The following is a 21,052-nucleotide window of genomic DNA, read 5'->3' as shown; positions in this document are numbered from 1 at the left end:
GCGTGCCGAATCACTCTTGAACAATTTGTTAGGTTTTGGGCTTATTCCCCCAGTGAACCCCAATCTGTTAGATTTAATTGCTTACGCCTAATGTAATAGAAGGTTGCCATAACCAAGCCAAACAAAGCGCCAGTAAGTAACGAAATGAAAACTGCTTCTAAAACTGGTTTACCTAACTCGTTCCACACAAGAAACCATTGAAATACTCCCCAAACAGGAGCAAAGAAAGTCGCACAAAGCATAACGTTTGCAAAGAAGCTTTGATAATAAGGCGGTGGAAAACACAGTCCTAGTTTACGTAACGACTTTACAAGTGGGGGATTGTAGTTCGACTTCCAAACACCTTTGTCACTTAATTCTTTGTGCGCAAGTTGTAGCTTCGTTTCATAATCCATGACCCAAAATCCTTGTATTCGATGTTTCCCGTGGAGAAACCTAACGCCCTGTTAAGGTGTGAGCAACGCAATACCGAAGCCGCCGCATACCACCTTAACCACTAAACCTAACGCATAGTAAAAATGCCACGCGTTGCGAATCACTCTTAAACAGTTTGTTATATTTTAGTGCTCGATACCTTTTAGTAACCGAATTTCAGCGATAACATTGTCTTTTGAACTACGATAAGCACTTGCTAGCTCTGTTGGTATAGATTGATTAATTTCCGAACTCATCACGTTCCGCCCAATCATAATAACCTCAAGCACCTTTTGATCTAATGTATCAGGGAACTTAATCTTATTTTTATGATAAAAACGCTTTAGTTGATCTAAGTTGTCTTGAAGTTCATTCCAAAGTCGTCGATCAAGAAAACTCTTATTAATAGTTCCTTCAACATGCAAGATGTGTATATAGAGTTCATCTAAAACTTCATGCTCTATATGTGTCGGGGCTGGAAACTTATCAGAATTTTCATCCTTAGTGGGGTACAAGGAAAGAATCAAACCACCAACACCACCAATTAAAACAATTGCTGGTTCATAACCGCCCTCTTTCCACAACCAGACTGCACTCAATATAGTTGTAGCTGATGAAAAAATTAACGCTAATTGTTTCTTCATAGCCCCTCAAAAAATATAACGCCCAGTTAAGGGGTGAAGCACGCAACACCGACGTTACCGCATCACGCCTTAATCACTAAACCTAACGCATGACAAAAATGCCATGCGTGCTGAATCCCTCTTGAACTGTTTGTTAGCTGCTCCGTTGCACTCGATTGTCCAGGTACGCGATTTAGCAAGCTCCGATATAAAGAACCTAGAGAGAGCATCTACCGAAGACGTTTTTAAGAGCATAGGCACAACACCGAATTTATATAAATACATCACAGGTAAAACTAAGACAACGTAACCAAGAACAATGAAAAATGCAGCGAACATCAAGTATCCCCATGCTTCACTAAAAGATAGATGGCTGATTAAGTGATAAAATCCACTGTCATTATCAGAACGAGGCACTACGATTAAGGCAACTAAGCTAATAAGATAAATAACCAAACTTAGAATTCGATTCTTTGAATCAGGATTATAAATAAAGTTACAAAATCGAGACCATTCTGACCTACTAGATAACCCATGCTCACTCTTAGCAATTTCTCTGATTTCCTTTAGATCTTTCATCGCATCAAATAAAGATGATCCAATGTGAGAAACTAAAGTTTGGAGGTATACAGCTTTGTGATGATCAACGTTATCACTGTTTAGAAGCGTGAAGTTAGATAAGTGGCGTATTAGGTTTCTGTCATAACGCCTCCTGGCTTTCGCTAACAATAACCCAGCAAAGATCATTAGAAGTATCGACAATAAATCGATTCTTAAAGCAATTTGAAAATACGCACTTAACAAAAAAAGAATCAAAGCGACTATTAAATACAGGATTCCTCTTGCTTCAAAGTAAGAGAAGCTTACTGTGTTTTGGTAGTATATTCTCGACAAATACCTCAACTCTTCCAATACTATGTACTCCTTTCTAAAATAGGACAGCTAACGCCTTGCTAAGGTGTGAGTAACGCAATACAAAAGCTACCGCACAGCGCCTTAATCACATAAGCCACCGCAAAGTAAAAATGCCACGCGTTACGAATCACTCTTAAGCAATTTGTTAGTACATGCGCTACTTCTATTTATGCGCTCCAAGATATTGAAAAGTGGCATGATATGAAAGGCTTTGAACACTGAAGTGAGACGGGCAGCTACAAAACTTTACCCCAGATGAAAGACGAAAGTTGGCTAGAAGAAAAACGCACTGAACAGCCCTACTTTAACTGGCTTCAAATTAGAAAAGGATTATTTCCTCGTACTTCAACAGCCACACCAAAAATAATCAAGGTTCTCTCAAAAGCCACCACGAAAATGAAGAAGCTCCAAAGAAATAGGCTAAGAGTTAGAAACCGTAAACGGTGAAATCAAAGCGAACACTCCGTATATAGTGCCACCGGAAAGAACTTGAAAGGCACTAACTGAAAGGTGTAAAGGCGAGCGCCAAAACAGATACACACCAAAACTTATGACATTTAATGCCAAACCCGTACTAACGCCGCATTAAGGTGTGAGCAACGCTACTACCAAACCTTAACCATACCACCGTAAACACGAAACCAAACCATGAGCTGAAAATGCCAAGCGTTGGGAATCACTCTTAAATGCTTTGTTATGTGAATTTTTACTCGTACTTTTTACTGTTGTGCTTTAACCAACCATGCGGGTGCCTATTGTTGGGATCGTGGTGTGTCCAGTGCATTACACCACCCTTTTTATTCCATTCATATTCACCGTAAAACTGAACTCGATCGCCGACTTTTAGATTGGGAATTCTTGGTGCTAAGTCGATGTTATGAGCAACAAGTAAAGTTTGCTTACTATCTAATTTGAGTATGAATTTTTGATGTCGACTTCCTTTGTTGTCATCTGGCAATAGGCGAATTACTGTTCCTGAACCTCGAACTTGAAGGTCACTTTGATGATTTTCAAACGCCTGTCCGAGCTTGTAGTCATTCGCTAGAGCACCAACTGAAACTAAGCAAAAAGCTGCTATAAATATTGCGAAGAACTTCTTCATATACTCAATTTCTCCAATTCACATAACGCCCTGTTAAGGGGTGAGCAACGCAATGCCGAAGTCGCCGCATACCACCTTAAACACTAAAACCAACGCATAGTGAAATTGCCACGCGTTGCGAATCCCTCTTGAACAGTTTGTTATGTGCGTGCTTAACCTGAACAACTGTACTCTCAGAACAGCTAATCGATATAAGAGGCGACCGCAACTGGACCAAAATAGAGTTCAAGAGCGAAGTAAAAAAGTACACTTTTAGAGACTTTCTTCTTTAAAAGCACTTTAACCATAAGAAGTGTGACAATGATGTATACGATGGCAACTAACATTCTATCCCTACATGTAGCTTGAGCCTAACCGACAACATTTAGTAACCCGAACAATCAAGATGCTGGAAATGCAAAAAAGATATACAAGACCGCACCAAATACCGAGCCAGCCATGAACAAACCCAACTTAAGTGCTGTACTTTTATCCGATTCCTTTTTGGACATAGTAATTCCTTTTACTAATTTAAAATGACTTGCATACACATCTAAACGTTACGAACACCAAAGCACATAACGCCCAATTAAGGGGTGAACAACGCCTTCCCCCAAACCTAAGCATTGTGCCATAAACACTAAAATTGAAGTAGAAGCAAAAATGCCAAGCGTTGTGAATCCCTCTTAAATTGCTTGTTATGTGCTTTTCTTGTTACGTTTCTTAACCTTAGAACCCCATGACTGCCAATGCTTCCCACCAATTGCCTGAGCGCTATGCCCCCGAGTTAGCTTCAGGTTTAACGAAGTATTGATCGCCCATGTTAAGTATTCTTTGGTACCGTCATTTTTTGCAGATGACATGATCTGTTCAAACTTACGCTTTGATTCTAGCGCCTTTTTATTCGCATGTTCGTCAGGAGACTCATACTCACTGATAGTGCTTTCTCGCCAAACTGCCATCATATTGTTCTGTCTAATGGCATGTCTCAAAGGTTCTAAGTCTATCTTTTTCCGCATATTTACTTTTTCCGAAGACTGGCACATAACGCCGCATTAAGGTGTGAGCGACGCTTGGCTATACTTGAGCGAAGCGAAAGCGCCAAGCGTTGCGAATCACTCTTAAATGCTTTGTTATGCGTTTTCTCGATTCCATTCTGCGCTTTTGTTCAGAAAAATCAGTTCTTCTTCAACGTAGTTTCTTAAAGACTCAGGTTCAATTGGAAGGTATGCTATTTTGATTGTATGCCCCCTTCGTACTAGATCTTTTACAGATTCTAACTTAGCTCCAGTTTTAGCATGCTTAGTTATCAAATGATTTCTTAAGCGTTGCCTTGCCAGTCTTCGAGTAGTTTTACCAATGTACTTCAGAGTCGGCTTATCATTGTTGTCTTCTAACTCAAAAATTGCGTAAATATTTGCTGAACCTGAAACTGAATTAAGAAGGGCTTCGTTCTCTTCTTCTATGGATTTTACATTCCAGCTACTAACAGAATTTCGAGGGTATTGGACAACTGAATGGTTTTCCTCATTGTGAATAAAGTCATTGATAGATAGAACGAATTCGTTTAGTTGAGCAATACCTTCAAATTTCATTTCTATTCCTCTAAATCACGTAAAACGCATAACGCCCTGTTAAGGGGTGAGCAACGCAATACCGAAGCCAACGCATACCACCTTAATCACTTAAACCAACGCATAGTGAAAATGCCACGCGTTGCGAATCCCTCTTGAACGCCTTGTTATGTTTCTTGGATTCAAGTACGAAGTGCGACACCCCTGAAATTTAAAACAGTGAGATGTGCTATTCATAAATTTTACTCCCGCCAAGAAGTGAAAAACCATGAATTACACACACCTCACTGAGAATGAAAGGTATATGATGTCCGCACTTAGAAAGCAAGGCATTAGTGTCGTCAACATCGCTAAAGAGCTAGGGCGTCACAAGAGCACTATCTACCGAGAATTTAAACGTAACTCTCGATACAACGCCTATCGCCCTAACCCTTCCTATCAGCCTGCTAGAGCACAACAAAGAGCTAGAAACAGGTTGAGCCGGTCACGGCGTAACAAGCGCTATACCAAGCACGATTTCAAAATTATTGACGCGCTTATAATGCTCGATTGGAGTCCTGACCAAATCGTTGGGTATTGCCGTTTGCATGGCTATCCAGTGATGAGCCATGAGCTTATTTACCAGCACATTTGGACCGATAAAGCCAACGGAGGCATGCTCTGGAAACATTTACGTCAATCACCAAAACAGAGACGTAAGCGCTACAACGCCAAAGATAGCAGGGGGAGAATTGCCGCTAAAAGGCACATAACAGAACGACCAAAACAAGCTGAGTTACGCCTAGAACCTGGACATTGGGAAATAGATACCGTGATCGGTCGCGGAACTAAGCACTGCATTGTCACTCTCGTTGACAGAATGACTGGCTACACCTATATCGGACAGCTAGATGACCGAACAACTGTATCACTCAACGCGAGAATGACAGAGATCGTTACACGTTCAAACTTACCATTTAGAACTATCACTGCTGATAATGGTACAGAATTCAATCAATATCAGGAGATAGAAAACAAGCATAAATGCTTGTTTTACTTCGCAACGCCCTACCACTCTTGGGAGCGAGGGACCAATGAGAATACAAATGGACTCATACGCCAATATTTACCTAAGAAAACCTCAATGGCTCATGTGACACAAAGACTGTGCAGCCAGATAGCGTATAAACTGAATAACAGACCACGCCAAAGGCTTGGTTACAAGACACCAACAGAGTATATTTATGAGCAGCTACTCTAAGTGTCGCACTTCAAACTTGATACTAAGAGCCTAAGCTAACTGCTGCTTTCTAGCATGATTGTATGTATCACTGATAAGTACACATACCCATAAGAACAATAATGCTGCAACAAAAAAAGACATAGCGTATTTGAACTCACCAAAATCAGGATAAGACGTTAACGCAATTAAACAACAACCCAAAGCCGAGCCCGTAACGATACGATATAAACAAAGCAGACTAGTACCGACTTCATTGGCTACTTCGTACAAAAAGCAAAAACTTTTACGAACTGAATCAAAACGCCTTGGTGCCCATTTCCCCAATACAGAAATTAAAAACTGGAAACCGGATAGAAGTAAAAAATAGTAAACCGTTGTTTCTGAGACATCGATTGCTTTCAAATAATTCGTAACTCCCGACACTCCGCTAAAATGGTATGCGATGAAACATGGGATACTCCCCAAAATTAACGATATTAATAACTCTCGAAATATTTTTCTCAACATTCAAATTTTCCTTGGGCTTATAACGCCCAATTAAGGTGTGAAGCACGCAACCACGACACTCAATTTGAACACCTTAATCACTAAACTTGACCCAACACAAAAATGCCAAGCGTGCTGAATCACTCTTAAATTGTTTGTTAGGTTTATTTTACGAGGACTCGAGGTAAAGATAGTTTCATTTGACATGAGTTTTTTTCACCCCCATGCCTTAATGACCTACAAATCTGTGACACATCATCGAGCATATTCTCGACCACCTCTGAAAAAATAAAGATGTTGAACATAAAGTGTGAGGGCAATGACGCTTGTTCCTTGCTAGTTATAGGGTAACGGAAGCTATATGAACCATCATCGATCGCATCAATTTGGTTAGCCACAGATAGGATTTTTTCATATAACTCGCCATCAAACACTAAATTGTTTGATGGGCTTGGTTTAATCACTGGGCTTACCATTTTTACCAACTTTACAAGAGAGTGGCCTTTCCATAATTTGGGTAATGCATCTGAAATTTCACTTTTGTTTATCGTAACGGCGGCGGAATGATAAACCATTGCTTTCAAGTACAATTCAAATGAATGACGGTAAAGAAACACAATAGGCAGTGCAGCATTATCAATAGCAACCACTTTTTGTCTATCATGACCAGCAACTAAGGCCATAGCCGCACGTCGATAGCTTGCAGCAAAACCTAAAACCTCTTCAATTGCATTGCTCTGATAATTGAGCAATGCATTACCGTATGGGTAGCTATCTTCAACTCTGAATAATTTTCTAGTATCCACTATCTCACCAATTAAACCTAACGCCCTGTTAAGGTGTGAGCAACGCAATGCCGAAGCCGCCGCATACCACCTTAAACACTAAAACCAACGCATAGAAAAAATGCCACGCGTTGCGAATCACTCTTAAACAGTTTGTTAGCCGCTCATTCCCAAAGGTTACTGCTTACTCAACAGGAACTTACGCAAATCTCTCTCTGCACGAATAACAAACAGAATAAACACTTTGTCACCGTCTTGTTTATAGAAAACACGACATGGATTAACGACAACTTCACGATAACTTAGATGTTCTAGCTCGGGTGGAATACGACCTGACTCTGGGAAAGTTTGTAGGCGTTCGACTTTGGAGAAGATCGTTTGCACTAACTGCTTTGCAGCTACGATATTTTCAAGTGCGATGTATTCAGCGATATCGTTGAGGTCAGATAACGCTGGTTCAGTCCAGATTATTTCAGCCATTTTGACATTTTGTCCTTGGCTTCATCATGGCTTATCACTTTACCGTCAGCTAGCGCACGCTCACCTCGTGCAATACCCTCAAGAATAGCTAAACGATTTTGCATAAACTCGTAGTCATCAACATCAACGAGATAAGCGGATGGCTTACCATGCTCAGTAATTAACACTGGCTCTTTGGTATCGTGGAGATCCGCGAGGATCTTAGTTGCTTGACGTTTGAGTGATGTAACTAGTTCTACTTTCATGAGAGCTGCTCCAAAGGAATACTAAAGTGATACTATTCTATCACTTTGAGTATAGCAAGCTCCATGACGGCTAACGCCCTGTTAAGGTGTGAGCAACGCAATACCGATGCCTCCGCAAACCACCTTAATCATCAAACGCAACGCATAGTGAAAATGCCACGCGTTGCGAATCACTCTTAAACAGATTGTTAGCTTTTCCGTGCACACATGTTACATAAACTAAGCCATGCATACTTTACCTTTGCTTTTAGTTTCGACTCAGTATTGAACATGACCTCCATACCCATTACTTTGGTTTTTCCTGTCATGTTCACAGTCAAAATATCTTTGCATACTTGCCTGTGATATCCATGAGAAGTTTGAGCGGAAAACAAAAGTTTGGATATATCCTCGGTAATAACACCACCTTTAATCCGAATGTCTGTATGCCCGTTAGCAGCAAACTCCAACACTTCATTTTTCGAGAATACTCGATCAGATTCCGATAATGCTTCCCGGTATTCAGGTGGTTGACCGTTCTCTTTTTCTACCATGTACGATAACTTTTTATAACATGATATTGAATTGATGGTTACTGGATAAGATTTTCGATTTCGGACAACAATAATGTAGTCACTATGTGATTGTCTTTTATGGACGACTACACGCTCAATCCTCAATGCAGGCTGTGCATTTTTATACCAACTAATTAATACAGTCAGTATTGCGATAAAAGCTGCCGTAGAGCTTAAAGCATCTACTATATATTTATAATATTCCATTATTCCACCAAGGAAATGCTAACGCCTTGTTAAGGTGTGAGGCACGCAATACCGAAGCCTCCGCAGAGCACCTTAACCACCAAAACAAACGCATAGTAAAAGTGCCACGCGTGCCGAATCACTCTTGAACAATTTGTTATGCATATTTCACACAGGTGCGCCAAAACTCCAAATCTTGAGGTGTGACTTTGTCACCCCAACCTTCGTTTTGTGAAAACAATGAGAACTTGAACGGTGTCAAAACCGGCAGTTGTTCTATGCCACTAGCTGAAATGACACTTTCAAGTGCAGCCATTGATTGTTCGTTTTCAGCCGCTCCCCAAAAACTACCCCATAAAATATCGGTTACGCCACCGACAATAGTCCTAAACTGACTCTCGCCGATACCGTTTTGAGCGAGGGAAAGCTGTAAATCCTCGGGAAATTCGTCACCTAGCCCACAATTTACTAAAGTGGGTCGTTTAGATTCCCAAGGCTCGAATTCGTCTGGACCATCAATGAGAAACCAATCCCATAAGTGCTCTAAAAACTCCTGATTATCATGAAGTTCTAAACCATGAAGAACACAGAAACGCTCAAAGACAAGCAGACCAATCGCAGCTCGTCCATTGATAGACAACCTTTTACATTCGCTCGTGTATGAGTTCATTATTCTCTCTAATATGCATAACGCCCTGTTAAGGTGTGAGCAACGCAATACCGATGCTTCCGCATACCACCTTAATCACTAAAACCAACGCATAGTAAAAATGCCACGCGTTGCGAATCACTCTTAAACAGTTTGTTATAAATCATTGCCACTGTTTCTGTACGAGCCGTTTGGCGACTAGCATTAAAAAAGTGAGCACAATTAAACAAACAAAGATAATTACAAACCAACTACCCCAAACCATAAAAATATAGTTAAAGTCATACCTACAAGTACTTAGAGCAAGAGATTTAGCAGTACAAAACTCTCCCATTGAGTTATGTTTGACTGCAACATATAGGGGAATGCAAGCTAGAATACTAGAAACAACAATAGACACGATAAAGTGTTTTAAACGGCACATTTGGCTGGGCTCCATGGTTGCTCAAGATATAGCTTGGCTACACGTGCGCCGTAATCGCTAACTACTTCAGCACCCAAAAAATTATAGATCGTAGCTATTTTTCTTATCGTCGGATTTTCAATACGTGCCTGTATTCTAGATAATAGAATGATCCCGAACTCAATATTGTAGTAAGGACAGCCTAGGGCTTCTTTGTTGACGCCAATGTCTTTCCAATATGAATAATGTAGATTCATCGGCAATATGGTTTTTCTCAAAGGATAGACTTTATCATACCAGCCATGAGTAGTTTCCATATACATTATTGCTGCGACTAGACGTGGGTCTACACCATGTTTCTTTGATTGATGAATTATCAAACCGCACCATTTGCCAACTTCACTGAAGCTATCTATTTCGTATAATGGCTTTCTACCGACTGCGCTATCGCTATCAACGATAGTAAATATTGCAGGTGTATCATTGATAATGCTTAACTTCCTTTCCGCTGATTTATTCAGAACAGGTATGTCGTTCATGTCTTATTCCCTCAATCAAAGCAAATATGATACAAATCACATACCAATAAAGTCATCTTAATATTCTGTTTTCAGACACTAATCTCAATCTTGATTTATAACGCCGCATTAAGGTGTGAGCAACGCTACCACCGAACCTAAACCATTACACCGTAAACACAAAACCCAACCTTGAACTGGAAATGCCAAGCGTTGGGAATCACTCTTAAATGCTTTGTTATAACCGTCTTTCCAAACGTAAAAGACCCCAAACCTCACCGTCGAAAGAACGAGAGCCATTTTCATGCGCTATAACGGTAAAACCAAGCGATTCATAGCAATTTCTCGCAACTATGTTTCGTTCAAATACAGCTAGTGATAGTAAGCTAGCGCTGTATTTTTCTTTTGCTAGATCGACTAATTGACCAAGCATACGCTTTGAAATGCCCTTTCCACGAAAGCTGTCTGAAACAAATACGCGGCAAATCCTAAAGTGCGAATCTGAAACTTTGAATAGTTCAACATAGCCAGCGTTCTGACCTGAGACAACAAAGATAAACGGAAACACTTGCTCTTGGGAACAGTGTTTAGAAATTTGCACTGAATCCAATGGAAACTCAAAGTTTGGACCACCCCATTGATAATTCAATTTATCCGAGTCGATCCAACCGATAAGCAGGTCATGATCTTCCTTTTCAAATACTCTAAGTTCCATTTTTCCCTCTAAGGTTATAACGCCGCATTAAGTGGTGAGCAACGCAGACCACTGCACTTAAAGTATTGTATCGTAAATACTAAATTCAAAGTAAACCAAAAATGCCGAGCGTTGGGAATCCGTCTTAAATGCTTTGTTAGCAATATGGCTTAACCCTATGCACTGAACTCTTCTAATGCTGAAACTGCCACTTCAGCTTTACCGCTTTGAACAAAGATATGGTCGTGATAATAAGCTGCAATGACATTAGCACTAATACCCTTTGATGCTAACTTACTAGCCACTGCTGCTGTAAGACCTACAGCTTCCAAACTGGAGTGCACCGTCAGAGTTATTTGACTATATGTACCATCAAACGACAAACCTGCCTTTTCTGCCGCTGATTTCTCTAGAACCAAAGTTAAACCCTCAGATTCAATAAACGTGGCAACTGGATTTAGGTCAACATAGTCTGCTAGCACACCAGAAACTGTACAAAATACGAACTCTGATTCCATTAGTTTTGGACTCATCGAACGCAATAATTCATCTAGGTCTGTGATTCCTGACATATCGGTTTCCTCTTATATTGCTAACGCCCTGTTAAGGTGTGAGCAACGCAATACCAAAGCCGCCGCATGCAGCCTTAAACACCAAAACCAACGCATAGTAAAAGTGCCACGCGTTGCGAATCACTCTTAAACAGTTTGTTAGTTTTTTACTTCCCACATACTGTAAAAATATTTTTCTATGAGCGACTCTTTCTTTAGCGTTAAGCCTAACTCTTTTGCTATTTTGTGAAAGAATAGCCAAAGAGGTTCTGGAAACTCAGCCAGAAATGAACCAAGAGGCTCACGTGATAAAGTATCCATGGGACTTTCGAGCTTTTCTTTCCAACGGTAACCATACGTATACTCTAATTGTAAACTTTGGTTTTTCAATACACTTTTACCCAGAAAAATCGGAGGAAAGCTCATCACATTTCCCAAACTAACAGCAGCGTCAATTGGTAATTTTTTGTACTCTAGCCACGAATGTCCAAAAACTGCTTTATCGCACTTAATCCATCCAGTACACATTTGGACATCCACCTCGAGTTCCTTGAGGAGTATAAACATAAATACCGTGCTAGCATGACAAGCACCAGCCCAATTATATTTATGCAATGCACAAATTACTTCTATAAAAACGCATTTAATTTTCGCCTCGTCATCACCAATAACAACAATGCTTTCCAGCTCACAACGCATATTCACTTACGATTTTTCCATAAAAACTAACGCCGCGTTAAGTGGTGAACAACGCCGACCACAAAACATAAACCATTGTACCTTAAACACTTAACCTGACTGGAGCTGAAATCGCCAAGCGTTGTGAATCCGTCTTAAACGCTTTGTTAAGTGTATTTTGACTCCACATATCCTTTGAGAGTGTTTACACCAAAAAACACCGTAATCATACCGAAAACTATCGGTACTAAATAAAACACCCAACCAATTGAATTTATGATTGCTATATTCGTAGGTGAACCAGATTCAACCCCATTTAGCACTCCAACAGCGAATTTTACTGCAAACAACGTAAGTACAATAAACAATATTGTGGCAAAAAGGCTCACCTGCCAAAACTGCTTACTCAAATCAACCAGTTCATTAAACACATGTTCTATCAAAGATTTCCTTGCCAATTTAGTCTCCTTACTTGTAAATACACTTAACGCCCAATTAAGGTGTGAACCACGCGACCACAAAACTCAACTGGAGCGCCCTAATCACTAAACTAGCTCCAAACCAAAAATGCCAAGCGTGGTGAATCACTCTTAAATTGTTTGTTATAGCGCATTAGTTCCAGTCTACTCTGGTAGCTATATTTGGATACTCTCGGCTCAAATCATCAAAACAACTTTTTAAAGATTCGAAACTCTCTGGGAGAGCTGACTTCAAATGACTAGAACCTACAAACTCTATGACTTTAGGCACATCCGAATCACAAAGGCAATCCCAAAAAGCATCCCAGTTTTTTCCATAATAATCTGGAAAACCAAAGCAATTAGCCATCAATTCATGAAGTTGATTTTCATTCTCTATCATTGTTAAATCAATGCGCATAGTCCCTCTTCTGATAAATACCGCTGCGCTATAACGCCCAATTAAGGGGTGAACAACGCCTCCACCCAAACCTCAAGCACTGTGCCATAAACACTAAATTTGAAGTAGAAGCAAAAATGCCAAGCGTTGTGAATCCCTCTTAAATTGCTTGTTATTTGCGTACTAAAGACATTGGCACGAAACGAATTCCGTTGAACTCTGCTTCTTCGCCTGTTGCTACGAAACCATGGCGATTGTAGAACCCAACAGCATTCACCGATGAGCGTAGACTAACCTCACAAGCGTCTGTTTGATTAAGCAAATGATTCAATAGCGTACGACCTAAACCTGAACCCTGTTGAGAATTAGCAACAAACAAGTGTGTTAAATAGTTCCCATCACGCAAAGCAGCAAAACCAAGTATTTCCCCACTCGATACAGCCTTAATTGATGAAAAATTCTCATCATCGAAAGTAGTCGCTAGGTCAGATAGAACTCTGTCCTTATACTCTTTCTTTCCTTGTGCATTAAGCAGTGGAAGCACATCCTTGGCCGAAACCTCTGACACAAGCCTTGTTACTGCGTCCAAGTCCGCTTTTTGGACTTTCTGAATTTCCATATTTCCTCCGAGCACATAACGCCTTGTTAAGGTGTGAGGCAAGCAATACCGAAGCTCCCGCATACCACCTTAACCACTAAAACTGACGCATAGCAAAAATGCCACGCGTGCCGAATCACTCTTGAACAATTTGTTATACATTTATTCCGCCGCCTCTCGAAGCCAACTATCTAAGGACTCACGCGGATTTAACCTATATGCTCGTTCAACGTTTGTCGCGTCTGGCGGCATGATTTCTGCGTTGATATAAAGTTTATTTCGACAATTTAAGCTATCTAAGTAACCTTCAATATCCAAGCGCTTAAGAGCCGACTCCATCGCAGATAAAAGAACTGCCGTAGTCTCTTCACTAAAACCACATTCAGCGCTCACATTGTCCAAAAGTAGTTCAACATCTGAGAAGTATTCATCGCAGAAACCAAACAACGGTGAGTCTGCATATGACCACTTTATTTCTTCATGGTCTTCAGAGGATGAAGTTGCGGTTTGCAACAGTTCGTCAGACCAAGCCGAAAAAATAGGTCGATGCCCCTCTCCAGTTGTGACCAAAGCTACGTAATAAAAGTGATGCTGCGGAAACTCAGACGACAACCTTACTATTATTGATTTGGTCGCCTTGTAGAGTATATTTTCTAGTTGCTTAAGTTTCATATTGCTCCAAATGTATAACGCCGCGTTAAGTAGTGAGCAACGCCACCACGAAACTTAACCATACCACCGTAAACACAATACCCAACGATGGAATGAAAAATGCCAAGCGTTGGGAATCTGTCTTAAACGCTTTGTTATATTATTTTTAGCTCCCAGACTGTTGGAAACTTGATTATATTGGCTTGGACAAGCCCTATAAGCGCTAACACGAATGTTAATGTAATCATTAGCCATTGTTGTATTACGGCCATTTTATGCCTGCGGCTTTCCAACTGAAATGTTTCCAATGTTTGGATTGCTTTGCCCGTTAATTTATAGCTACCATCCTGCCTTTTTATTTCGCCAGACTGTACAAATGAGTCTAACTGTAGTTCTAGCAATCGTTTTAGCTTTTCTTTATCCGGATGATGAAATGAATAGAGAGAATAAGCCTTGTGCATTAAGGTTATAAGGGAGAACTCAGACCTCATTGAGCCATAGTTTTGTATAAGGAAAGATAGTAGTTCATGCCGTTTTTTTAATTCTAGAGTGCGTTTATTAAAAACATACTGGGCAACTCGACTACGGGTGCGGAACAGGAAGGCTCTAAATGCCATATAGCCCGTTTGATCATTGATAAGGTAGTCCCACAAACTTTCATAGGTAACTTCGAAATAACCAATGTACCGACGAATATCTAAACTATTTGGTTCTAACCAATGCAACTCGATTGCGGCTTCTTCATCAAAGCGTTGTAAATGCTTATCCCACAAATACCCTATGACTTTTCCATCAGTAACTTGTTTCGCTAGTAACTCTTCTTTGCCCATAACTTTAATAACTGTTGAGTAGCATCTTACTTTCGAACCTGCGTCTCCCGAGCGAGGTATTCTCGCAGGGCAATTCTGAGAAACCACATGTTTCAGTACTCGTTCAATTAGCCAATTCTTTAATTTTTTCATCGCTTCTCAATAAATAATATAACGCCTTGTTAAGGTGTGAGGCACACGATACCGATGCTTCTGCATACCACCTTAACCACTAAAACCAACGCATAGTAAAAATGCCATGCGTGCCGAATCACTCTTGAACAATTTGTTAAGCGGCTGACTCTCAATACGTATATTTCTTGTGAATAATTTGAGCCTCTAATACTTTAAATAGCTTCTCAATATGCACTAAGTACTCTTTTACATCTTGATCTTGAAGCGTGCCAATCTGGTCCCATTCACCGTGTGCAAATTTATTGCGTATAAATCTATAGCTATCTAGTTTTTCTTGAAAAGACTGAGGGATTTCGACTTGTAGACCTAGCTTGTTGATGATTTCCTCAAGCATTGCATCAATATTACTTTTACCTTTGGGAGCCTTAAATTTGTGAACATCACAACACACAAGTAGCAAGCGTTTTAGCGCCCACTCCAAGAAGGTTGAAATCAATATAATCGGATTAACTAGAGATAAGACTTTAAGATTGTAATCCCATGATTCAAGATTTTGATCAGCAACCTCCTTATATAGACTCCACTCAATCTGAGTATAATTCGAGTTACTGGTTGCATCTTGAGCGTATTCAAACCTATTTGTAGTCGCACATAGTTGAAGGAATATGTGGTTGTTTAGTTGCTCCAACTTTTGTGAAATCTCATAGAAAGGCTCGAAAGGTAAACTAGTCGGCTGATAAACATATAATCCGTTAATTTTTGGATCGTCCACACATATAGATTTTGACCAATACAGACCATACTTTTTAGCAACGTTAATTTCTGTAACTTCATTTATAGTAATCAATTCTCTCTCCTGCCGCTTAACGCCTTGTTAAGGTGTGAGGCACGCAATACCGAAGGTTCCGCATAACACCTTAACTACTAAAGCCAACGCATAGTAAAAATGCCACGCGTGCCGAATCACTCTTGAACAATTTGTTATACGAATTTCTTCAGTGCCAACACTTGCTGTTCAAATAACTCACAATCTGACTTTGAGTATGACTTAGCGACATTAACCCATTGAACGCCCGTTTCATCTATGTGACGAAACTCGACTTGAAGTGCATATTTAGAACAACGAAAAAGAGCAAAAACCAAACCTACAACCGTCAGACTAAGAACTAAAACTAGTAGCCATTGTGGCACCTCTTCCAACCTTGGAATAACTAACCAAACTGCCCCTGAAAAAACACATACCCAGAATAAAACTTGACCTAAATTATCAAGAAAACTTAACTTTTTAACCCTAACATTGTTTATCTTAGACAAAGGATATGAGTCTTTCTTAAACCTGAACTCTTTTGAATCCAAGTTAAAATCATTACTTTTGTACATAATTTCCCTCTATTCGTATAACGCCGCGTTAAGTAGTGAGCAACGCCTCCACCTAACCTAAACCATTACACCGTAAACACAAAACTCAACTAGAACTAAGAATGCCCAGCGTTGCGAATCTGCCTTAAACGCTTTGTTATAACTTAGATGACACCGCATCTCTAAGTAGCCAGATGACGCCAACTAAACTTTCCGTTTTATTTGTACTTTCAAGGTTGTCAGGGCAAACCCAGTTTAAAAAATCATCAGCATGTTGCCCGCCAAACATTTCAATAATTTCTTTTTGCACTTCAATCGGAGAAAGATGCACTGACTTGTCACTAACATGCGCAACACAGTGATTTCTTAGCTTGTTAATTGCTTTGTTCTTTTTGACTGATTCATTAAATTGCCCCCTTACTTTATTATGCTCGGGAATCAATTTATTGAATTCATTGCCATACTTGGTGTTTAGCTCTACATATTTACAGCAGTTAATCACTAACGAAAATGTACACAACCTCCAAATACACTGTCTTTTTGCAAGGTTCTGCGACTCTTTCATAAATGGCTTCGATTCATAGTCCTTTAGGACTGTAACAGCCATCGTTAGATCTCCAAGCAAGTCTGTCAATATTTGCTCTATTTCAACCCATTTTGCTGACATAGCTTCCTCTGAGTTATAACGCCCTGTTAAGGGGTGAGCAACGCAATACCAATGCCGCCGCATACCACCTTAATCACTAAAATCAACGCATAGTAAAAATGCCACGCGTTGCGAATCCCTCTTGAACAGTTTGTTATGTGGCTCAAATTCATACTCTGTAAGACACCATCGCTTTGGACTTGACCAACTGATTTCTTTGAATGATGTTCTTAGGTCACCGCTCAATAAAAGTTGCTTCATAAAATGGCTAGGTGAAATATAAGCTTTATCATCGTAAGCAAACACAAAACCCTGCTTATTGAGCTCAAGCATCATCTGTTTGGTTTCCTTTGATTGAATCCCACCATTGAGAGCAAGCTCATCAATACGACCGCCTGTATCGCCATCTCGACTGCTATTGCTTAAATTTATTGAGGTATTATCTATGGCAACAACGTGCGCCGGAGGGACTTCTCCAGATTGGCCAAACTCAACTTTGTAAGGAGGCTGTTTTATCATTTGATCTCCAAGCACATAACGCCCTGTTAAGGGGTGAGCAACGCAATACCGAAGCCGCCGCATACCACCTTAAACACTAAAATCAACGCATAGTAAAAATGCCACGCGTTGCGAATCCCTCTTGAACAGTTTGTTATGTGCGTGCTTACGTTATGCACCAAACTGCTTTATACGCTTGGCACCAATAAAAAACCGATACTTACTTTGTTGAAGTAAGTCTAAATGGCGCTCAAACTTGGGTAAGCCATTGGACAAAGACAGATGGTAGACGAGTCCATTACCGGCGTACACTCCAACGTGTGCTCCGTATGAGTCAGCAGAGTCGTTGTACAACATGATATCTAGCGGCTTAAACTCAGTGACCACCTCACTGAACTCTGAGTCATTCCACAGTTCACTAGAACGGTAGTTAGGTGGATTTAGACCGAAGTCTCTGAGCAGATTATACGCAAAGACCTGACAGTTAGCTCCAAGCGTTAAGTCGGAATCATCTTTGCAACCTGGAATGCGGGATGAAACGTATCTTACATTTTTGAATCTATCGGGAATATCCATGTCCATTTTCTCCCAAAGCACATAACGCCCTGTTAAGGTGTGAGCAACGCAATGCCGATGCCACCGCAAACCACCTTAAACACTAAACGCAACGCATAGTAAAAATGCCACGCGTTGCGAATCACTCTTAAACAGTTTGTTATGTGTTTAACATTTTAAGAGTTTCTTTCACCTCTTCCGACAACTCTCGAACACACTTAGCAAAAAGATATTCTGCATCTTCTGAAACCAGATTGTCATTTGGTAAAAGGGTCGGTTCAATTTTACCATCGAACAATGGGTACAAATTGTGAACTACGTAATTGCGACGTTCCAATATGTAATCCAACAAAAAAACGACGTCTTTATTCACAAGTTGGTGTTCTTTGCAGCAACCGATTAAAGGACCTAATGTCGGTTTATCTAACTTGATTCTAACTTTAACCTCTGAGGCAATAATTATTTCTTTCAATCTAGATTCAAGTTTTGAGACCAATAAAGTTAAACGCCCCAAATACAAACAAAATTCATCACTCTCAATCAAGTGCTCATAAAACTCATGATTCATATACTGAACTCAAATTAAACACATAACGCCCTGTTAAGGGGTGAGCAACGCAATACCAAAGCCACCGCATACCACCTTAAACACTAAAACCAACGCATAGTGAAAATGCCACGCGTTGCGAATCCCTCTTGAACAGTTTGTTATGTGCGTGCTAATTGAGGTACTTTTGCCAATGTTGCTGCCCTGTCAAAACTACTCTGTAATCTTCGTAGTCCAATGAACTGTAGAGCTTTTTAGCTGCAACATTATCATCACCGACCTCTAGTGTGATTTTGAGGTAATCATTATCACGACAATGCTGTTCGATACCATTCAGTTGCGCTTTGCCCACACCTTTGCCACGAAAGTTGTCCGACACCATAAAGTCATGGATATTCATCACTCTTTGCGCACGATAAGTTGAAAACGATTCAAAGCAAACCGCAAAACCGGCGGGCTTATCGTCGACAAAACTGATAAATCCGTGGAAATAAGGCAATGCAAATAACTGAGCAATTACTGAGAGATCTAGCTCAACTGAGAATCCAGATAGGTACTCTCTAAACAAAGTCTCGAATATACCTTTGTCTTCAATGCTTTCTGTTTTGATACGCCTGATTGTGATTTCCATATCCATTTCCACCAAAGCACATAACGCCGCATTAAGGTGTGAGCAACGCTTCCACGAAACTTAACCATACCACCGTAAACACAAAACCCAACGATGGAATGAAAGTGCCAAGCGTTGGGAATCACTCTTAAAATGCTTTGTTATGTGCGTTTTTCCCTATTTATCCTTGAACTCTTCATAGGACTTTGGCTCACTTTGTTTAGCTATATCCAAAATACTATTAAAAGTTTTTGGCAGCTCTTCGTCATCTGGATTTTCACTTTTCGTTTTTGCTAGATCACGCAGTGTAAGCCAGATAATTGAAAATATTTTCGCCATTTCATACCTCCCGTATCTAATGGGTTGCCCAATAACCAATTTAAAGAACAACGTTCCCCAAAATATACCAACTTACAATGAGAAAATGTGATGCGAATAAAAGAACCATATACAGCAAGTTAGATTATTCAGACCTAATTTTATACCAAGATTAGCATTTATGGTTAAGAATACGCTTTAGCACATAACGCCCTGTTAAGGGGTGAGCAACGCAATACTTAAGCTGCCGCATACCACCTTAAACACCAAAACCAACGCATAGTGAAAATGCCACGCGTTGCGAATCCCTCTTGAACAGTTTGTTATGTGAATTTTAGCCGTGTGCGTCGATACTATCTTTTGGGGCTTCTGAGCGTATGTCCATGCCATAATCTCTGATGACACCTGCAACTCTGAGTCTGTAGCTTTCAAAAACACCACTACGACCTTTTAATTGAGCAAATCGATGAGATTCTAGGTTGCGCCATTCTTGAATTGCTTCTTCGTCACGCCAAAATGACAAAGATAGAACCTTGCTGTCATTTGTTAGACTTTGGAAGCGTTCGATTGAGATAAAACCATCAATATCTGATAGCAGCGGTTTTAGTTCGCTTGCAATATCTAGATATTCAGAAGTTTTACCCTCTGCTACCTGTACTTCAAAAATTACTGCGATCATAACTCACCAGACTACGACTAATATATTCGAGCATTTTACCGAATTGGAGCTGCTGTAAATATGAGTTATAGCAAGCAGTTAGAGATTAGATTCTGTGATCTTTCGCCATTCACATAACGCCGCGTTAAGTAGTGAGCAACGCAGGCCACCGACCTAAAACATTGTGCCGTAAACACTAAAGCCGATAAAAACCAAAAATGCCACGCGTTGCGAATCTGCCTTAAACGCTTTGTTATACGTTTATATTTCTGATGATCTTATTGCAAGCACTAACAACATCGGAACGATAAAACTTCATCGTTTCAACTAGCTCTTTATCAGCTTTTACGAGAAACTCCTCTGAGCAATTCAAACGAACATGATTAAGAGGTAAATGGTCTGTCTCCGATGCTATGAGACCAAATACGTGGTAATCAGTGTTCCAGCATTGCCCATACATTTCGTTTCCAATACGCGATAATGCAATTATGTTTTCTATATAATTATCATCTGTTTCGAGTAGGTTCTTTGCTAGTTTAATCGCTTCTTCAGACATTTCCTTGCCCCCGATTTCCCCAAAACGTATAACGCCTTGCTAAGGTGTGAGTAACGCAATGCAAAAGCTACCGCACAGCGCCTTAATCACCAAAAGCCACCGCAAAGTAAAAATGCCACGCGTTACGAATCACTCTTAAGCAATTTGTTAGTACATGCGCTACTTCTATTTATGCGCTCCAAGATATTGAAAAATG

32 protein-coding genes are annotated in these 21,052 nt (G+C 40.2%); 1 reads left to right on the top strand and 31 read right to left on the bottom strand.

What is annotated here, in order from left to right; translation table 11 throughout:
* Nucleotides 1–41: 41 nt before the first annotated feature.
* The 6 genes from J4N40_RS06780 to J4N40_RS06740 form a co-directional block, all read right to left on the bottom strand.
* Nucleotides 42–395, bottom strand: coding sequence for a DUF6404 family protein (locus J4N40_RS06780; RefSeq protein ID WP_005377023.1), 354 nt, complete (start codon nt 393–395; stop codon nt 42–44).
* A gap of 165 nt (nt 396–560) precedes the next feature.
* Nucleotides 561–1,058, bottom strand: a complete 498-nt coding sequence (locus tag J4N40_RS06770) for a hypothetical protein (RefSeq protein WP_115386084.1) — start codon at nt 1,056–1,058, stop codon at nt 561–563.
* Between the two features lie 69 nt (nt 1,059–1,127).
* Entirely contained in the window at nt 1,128–1,949 is an 822-nt protein-coding gene (locus J4N40_RS06765; protein ID WP_250156733.1) for a hypothetical protein, read from the bottom strand.
* Between the two features lie 709 nt (nt 1,950–2,658).
* A complete protein-coding gene (locus tag J4N40_RS06755) occupies nt 2,659–3,054 on the bottom strand; it encodes a DUF3465 domain-containing protein (protein ID WP_115386085.1) in 396 nt (131 codons plus the stop codon).
* 677 nt (nt 3,055–3,731) lie between these two features.
* Nucleotides 3,732–4,052, bottom strand: coding sequence for a hypothetical protein (locus J4N40_RS06745; RefSeq protein WP_053300079.1), 321 nt, complete (start codon nt 4,050–4,052; stop codon nt 3,732–3,734).
* Nucleotides 4,053–4,166: 114 nt separating this feature from the next.
* On the bottom strand, nt 4,167–4,628 hold the full coding sequence (locus J4N40_RS06740) for a GIY-YIG nuclease family protein (protein ID WP_025796455.1): 462 nt from the start codon (nt 4,626–4,628) through the stop codon (nt 4,167–4,169).
* 247 nt (nt 4,629–4,875) lie between these two features.
* Between J4N40_RS06740 and J4N40_RS06730 the strand changes: the two genes are divergently transcribed.
* On the top strand, nt 4,876–5,847 hold the full coding sequence (locus J4N40_RS06730; protein WP_050550131.1) for an IS30 family transposase: 972 nt from the start codon (nt 4,876–4,878) through the stop codon (nt 5,845–5,847).
* A gap of 30 nt (nt 5,848–5,877) precedes the next feature.
* Here J4N40_RS06730 and J4N40_RS06725 read toward each other — a convergent pair whose 3' ends face one another.
* The 25 genes from J4N40_RS06725 to J4N40_RS06535 all read right to left on the bottom strand — a co-directional run bounded on the left by J4N40_RS06725 (nt 5,878) and on the right by J4N40_RS06535 (nt 20,856).
* Nucleotides 5,878–6,231: a hypothetical protein gene (locus J4N40_RS06725; RefSeq protein WP_147289569.1), complete on the bottom strand. Its 354-nt coding sequence runs from the start codon at nt 6,229–6,231 to the stop codon at nt 5,878–5,880.
* Nucleotides 6,232–6,479: 248 nt separating this feature from the next.
* Nucleotides 6,480–7,121 carry a hypothetical protein gene (locus J4N40_RS06715; protein ID WP_115386087.1) on the bottom strand — a complete coding sequence of 214 codons (642 nt, stop codon included), beginning with the start codon at nt 7,119–7,121 and terminating at the stop codon, nt 6,480–6,482.
* A gap of 156 nt (nt 7,122–7,277) precedes the next feature.
* Complete coding sequence (locus J4N40_RS06705) at nt 7,278–7,580, bottom strand: type II toxin-antitoxin system RelE/ParE family toxin (protein ID WP_005377013.1); 303 nt, start codon at nt 7,578–7,580, stop codon at nt 7,278–7,280.
* A complete protein-coding gene (locus J4N40_RS06700) occupies nt 7,568–7,825 on the bottom strand; it encodes a type II toxin-antitoxin system Phd/YefM family antitoxin (protein ID WP_005377012.1) in 258 nt (85 codons plus the stop codon). Before J4N40_RS06700 ends, J4N40_RS06705 begins: the two co-directional genes overlap by 13 nt.
* 188 nt (nt 7,826–8,013) lie before the next feature.
* Complete coding sequence (locus J4N40_RS06690; RefSeq protein ID WP_025768910.1) at nt 8,014–8,586, bottom strand: hypothetical protein; 573 nt, start codon at nt 8,584–8,586, stop codon at nt 8,014–8,016.
* 136 nt (nt 8,587–8,722) lie between these two features.
* Entirely contained in the window at nt 8,723–9,235 is a 513-nt protein-coding gene (locus tag J4N40_RS06680) for a hypothetical protein (RefSeq protein WP_115386121.1), read from the bottom strand.
* A 390-nt stretch (nt 9,236–9,625) separates the two neighbouring features.
* Nucleotides 9,626–10,156, bottom strand: coding sequence for a hypothetical protein (locus J4N40_RS06670; protein ID WP_115386118.1), 531 nt, complete (start codon nt 10,154–10,156; stop codon nt 9,626–9,628).
* 217 nt (nt 10,157–10,373) lie between these two features.
* Entirely contained in the window at nt 10,374–10,850 is a 477-nt protein-coding gene (locus tag J4N40_RS06665; protein ID WP_054730962.1) for a GNAT family N-acetyltransferase, read from the bottom strand.
* 155 nt (nt 10,851–11,005) lie between these two features.
* A complete protein-coding gene (locus tag J4N40_RS06660) occupies nt 11,006–11,401 on the bottom strand; it encodes an ACT domain-containing protein (RefSeq protein WP_042524285.1) in 396 nt (131 codons plus the stop codon).
* A 138-nt stretch (nt 11,402–11,539) separates the two neighbouring features.
* The gene (locus J4N40_RS06650) at nt 11,540–12,085 is read right to left on the bottom strand and encodes a hypothetical protein (RefSeq protein ID WP_171346386.1); all 546 of its coding nucleotides are present in this window, start codon (nt 12,083–12,085) and stop codon (nt 11,540–11,542) included.
* 140 nt (nt 12,086–12,225) lie between these two features.
* Nucleotides 12,226–12,516, bottom strand: coding sequence for a hypothetical protein (locus J4N40_RS06645; protein ID WP_042523463.1), 291 nt, complete (start codon nt 12,514–12,516; stop codon nt 12,226–12,228).
* Between the two features lie 154 nt (nt 12,517–12,670).
* Nucleotides 12,671–12,937, bottom strand: coding sequence for a barstar family protein (locus J4N40_RS06635; protein WP_140280437.1), 267 nt, complete (start codon nt 12,935–12,937; stop codon nt 12,671–12,673).
* 151 nt (nt 12,938–13,088) lie between these two features.
* Complete coding sequence (locus J4N40_RS06630; RefSeq protein WP_171346364.1) at nt 13,089–13,535, bottom strand: GNAT family N-acetyltransferase; 447 nt, start codon at nt 13,533–13,535, stop codon at nt 13,089–13,091.
* Between the two features lie 141 nt (nt 13,536–13,676).
* Complete coding sequence (locus tag J4N40_RS06620; RefSeq protein WP_171346365.1) at nt 13,677–14,186, bottom strand: DUF4303 domain-containing protein; 510 nt, start codon at nt 14,184–14,186, stop codon at nt 13,677–13,679.
* 134 nt (nt 14,187–14,320) lie between these two features.
* The gene (locus J4N40_RS06615) at nt 14,321–15,127 is read right to left on the bottom strand and encodes a hypothetical protein (RefSeq protein ID WP_250654443.1); all 807 of its coding nucleotides are present in this window, start codon (nt 15,125–15,127) and stop codon (nt 14,321–14,323) included.
* Between the two features lie 151 nt (nt 15,128–15,278).
* The gene (locus J4N40_RS06605) at nt 15,279–15,956 is read right to left on the bottom strand and encodes a hypothetical protein (RefSeq protein WP_064355028.1); all 678 of its coding nucleotides are present in this window, start codon (nt 15,954–15,956) and stop codon (nt 15,279–15,281) included.
* Nucleotides 15,957–16,090: 134 nt separating this feature from the next.
* Nucleotides 16,091–16,489, bottom strand: a complete 399-nt coding sequence (locus J4N40_RS06595) for a DUF6232 family protein (RefSeq protein ID WP_025539256.1) — start codon at nt 16,487–16,489, stop codon at nt 16,091–16,093.
* A gap of 136 nt (nt 16,490–16,625) precedes the next feature.
* Complete coding sequence (locus tag J4N40_RS06590; protein ID WP_060658548.1) at nt 16,626–17,135, bottom strand: hypothetical protein; 510 nt, start codon at nt 17,133–17,135, stop codon at nt 16,626–16,628.
* A 69-nt stretch (nt 17,136–17,204) separates the two neighbouring features.
* Nucleotides 17,205–17,633, bottom strand: coding sequence for a hypothetical protein (locus tag J4N40_RS24585; RefSeq protein ID WP_318128744.1), 429 nt, complete (start codon nt 17,631–17,633; stop codon nt 17,205–17,207).
* Nucleotides 17,634–17,783: 150 nt separating this feature from the next.
* Complete coding sequence (locus J4N40_RS06575) at nt 17,784–18,188, bottom strand: hydrolase (RefSeq protein ID WP_250654441.1); 405 nt, start codon at nt 18,186–18,188, stop codon at nt 17,784–17,786.
* 139 nt (nt 18,189–18,327) lie between these two features.
* Entirely contained in the window at nt 18,328–18,735 is a 408-nt protein-coding gene (locus tag J4N40_RS06565) for a hypothetical protein (RefSeq protein WP_250654440.1), read from the bottom strand.
* A gap of 151 nt (nt 18,736–18,886) precedes the next feature.
* Complete coding sequence (locus J4N40_RS06555) at nt 18,887–19,345, bottom strand: GNAT family N-acetyltransferase (RefSeq protein WP_031781187.1); 459 nt, start codon at nt 19,343–19,345, stop codon at nt 18,887–18,889.
* Nucleotides 19,346–19,501: 156 nt separating this feature from the next.
* On the bottom strand, nt 19,502–19,663 hold the full coding sequence (locus J4N40_RS06550; protein WP_181881296.1) for a hypothetical protein: 162 nt from the start codon (nt 19,661–19,663) through the stop codon (nt 19,502–19,504).
* 313 nt (nt 19,664–19,976) lie between these two features.
* The gene (locus J4N40_RS06540; RefSeq protein WP_009705215.1) at nt 19,977–20,321 is read right to left on the bottom strand and encodes an antibiotic biosynthesis monooxygenase family protein; all 345 of its coding nucleotides are present in this window, start codon (nt 20,319–20,321) and stop codon (nt 19,977–19,979) included.
* Nucleotides 20,322–20,553: 232 nt separating this feature from the next.
* A complete protein-coding gene (locus J4N40_RS06535; RefSeq protein ID WP_054730763.1) occupies nt 20,554–20,856 on the bottom strand; it encodes a hypothetical protein in 303 nt (100 codons plus the stop codon).
* Nucleotides 20,857–21,052: the final 196 nt, after the last annotated feature.

This window comes from Vibrio sp. SCSIO 43097, from assembly GCF_023650755.1.
GTDB lineage: Bacteria > Pseudomonadota > Gammaproteobacteria > Enterobacterales > Vibrionaceae > Vibrio > Vibrio alginolyticus.
The sequence above is the reverse complement of the archived record's forward strand: the minus strand, read 5'-3'. Positions and strand labels throughout refer to the sequence as shown.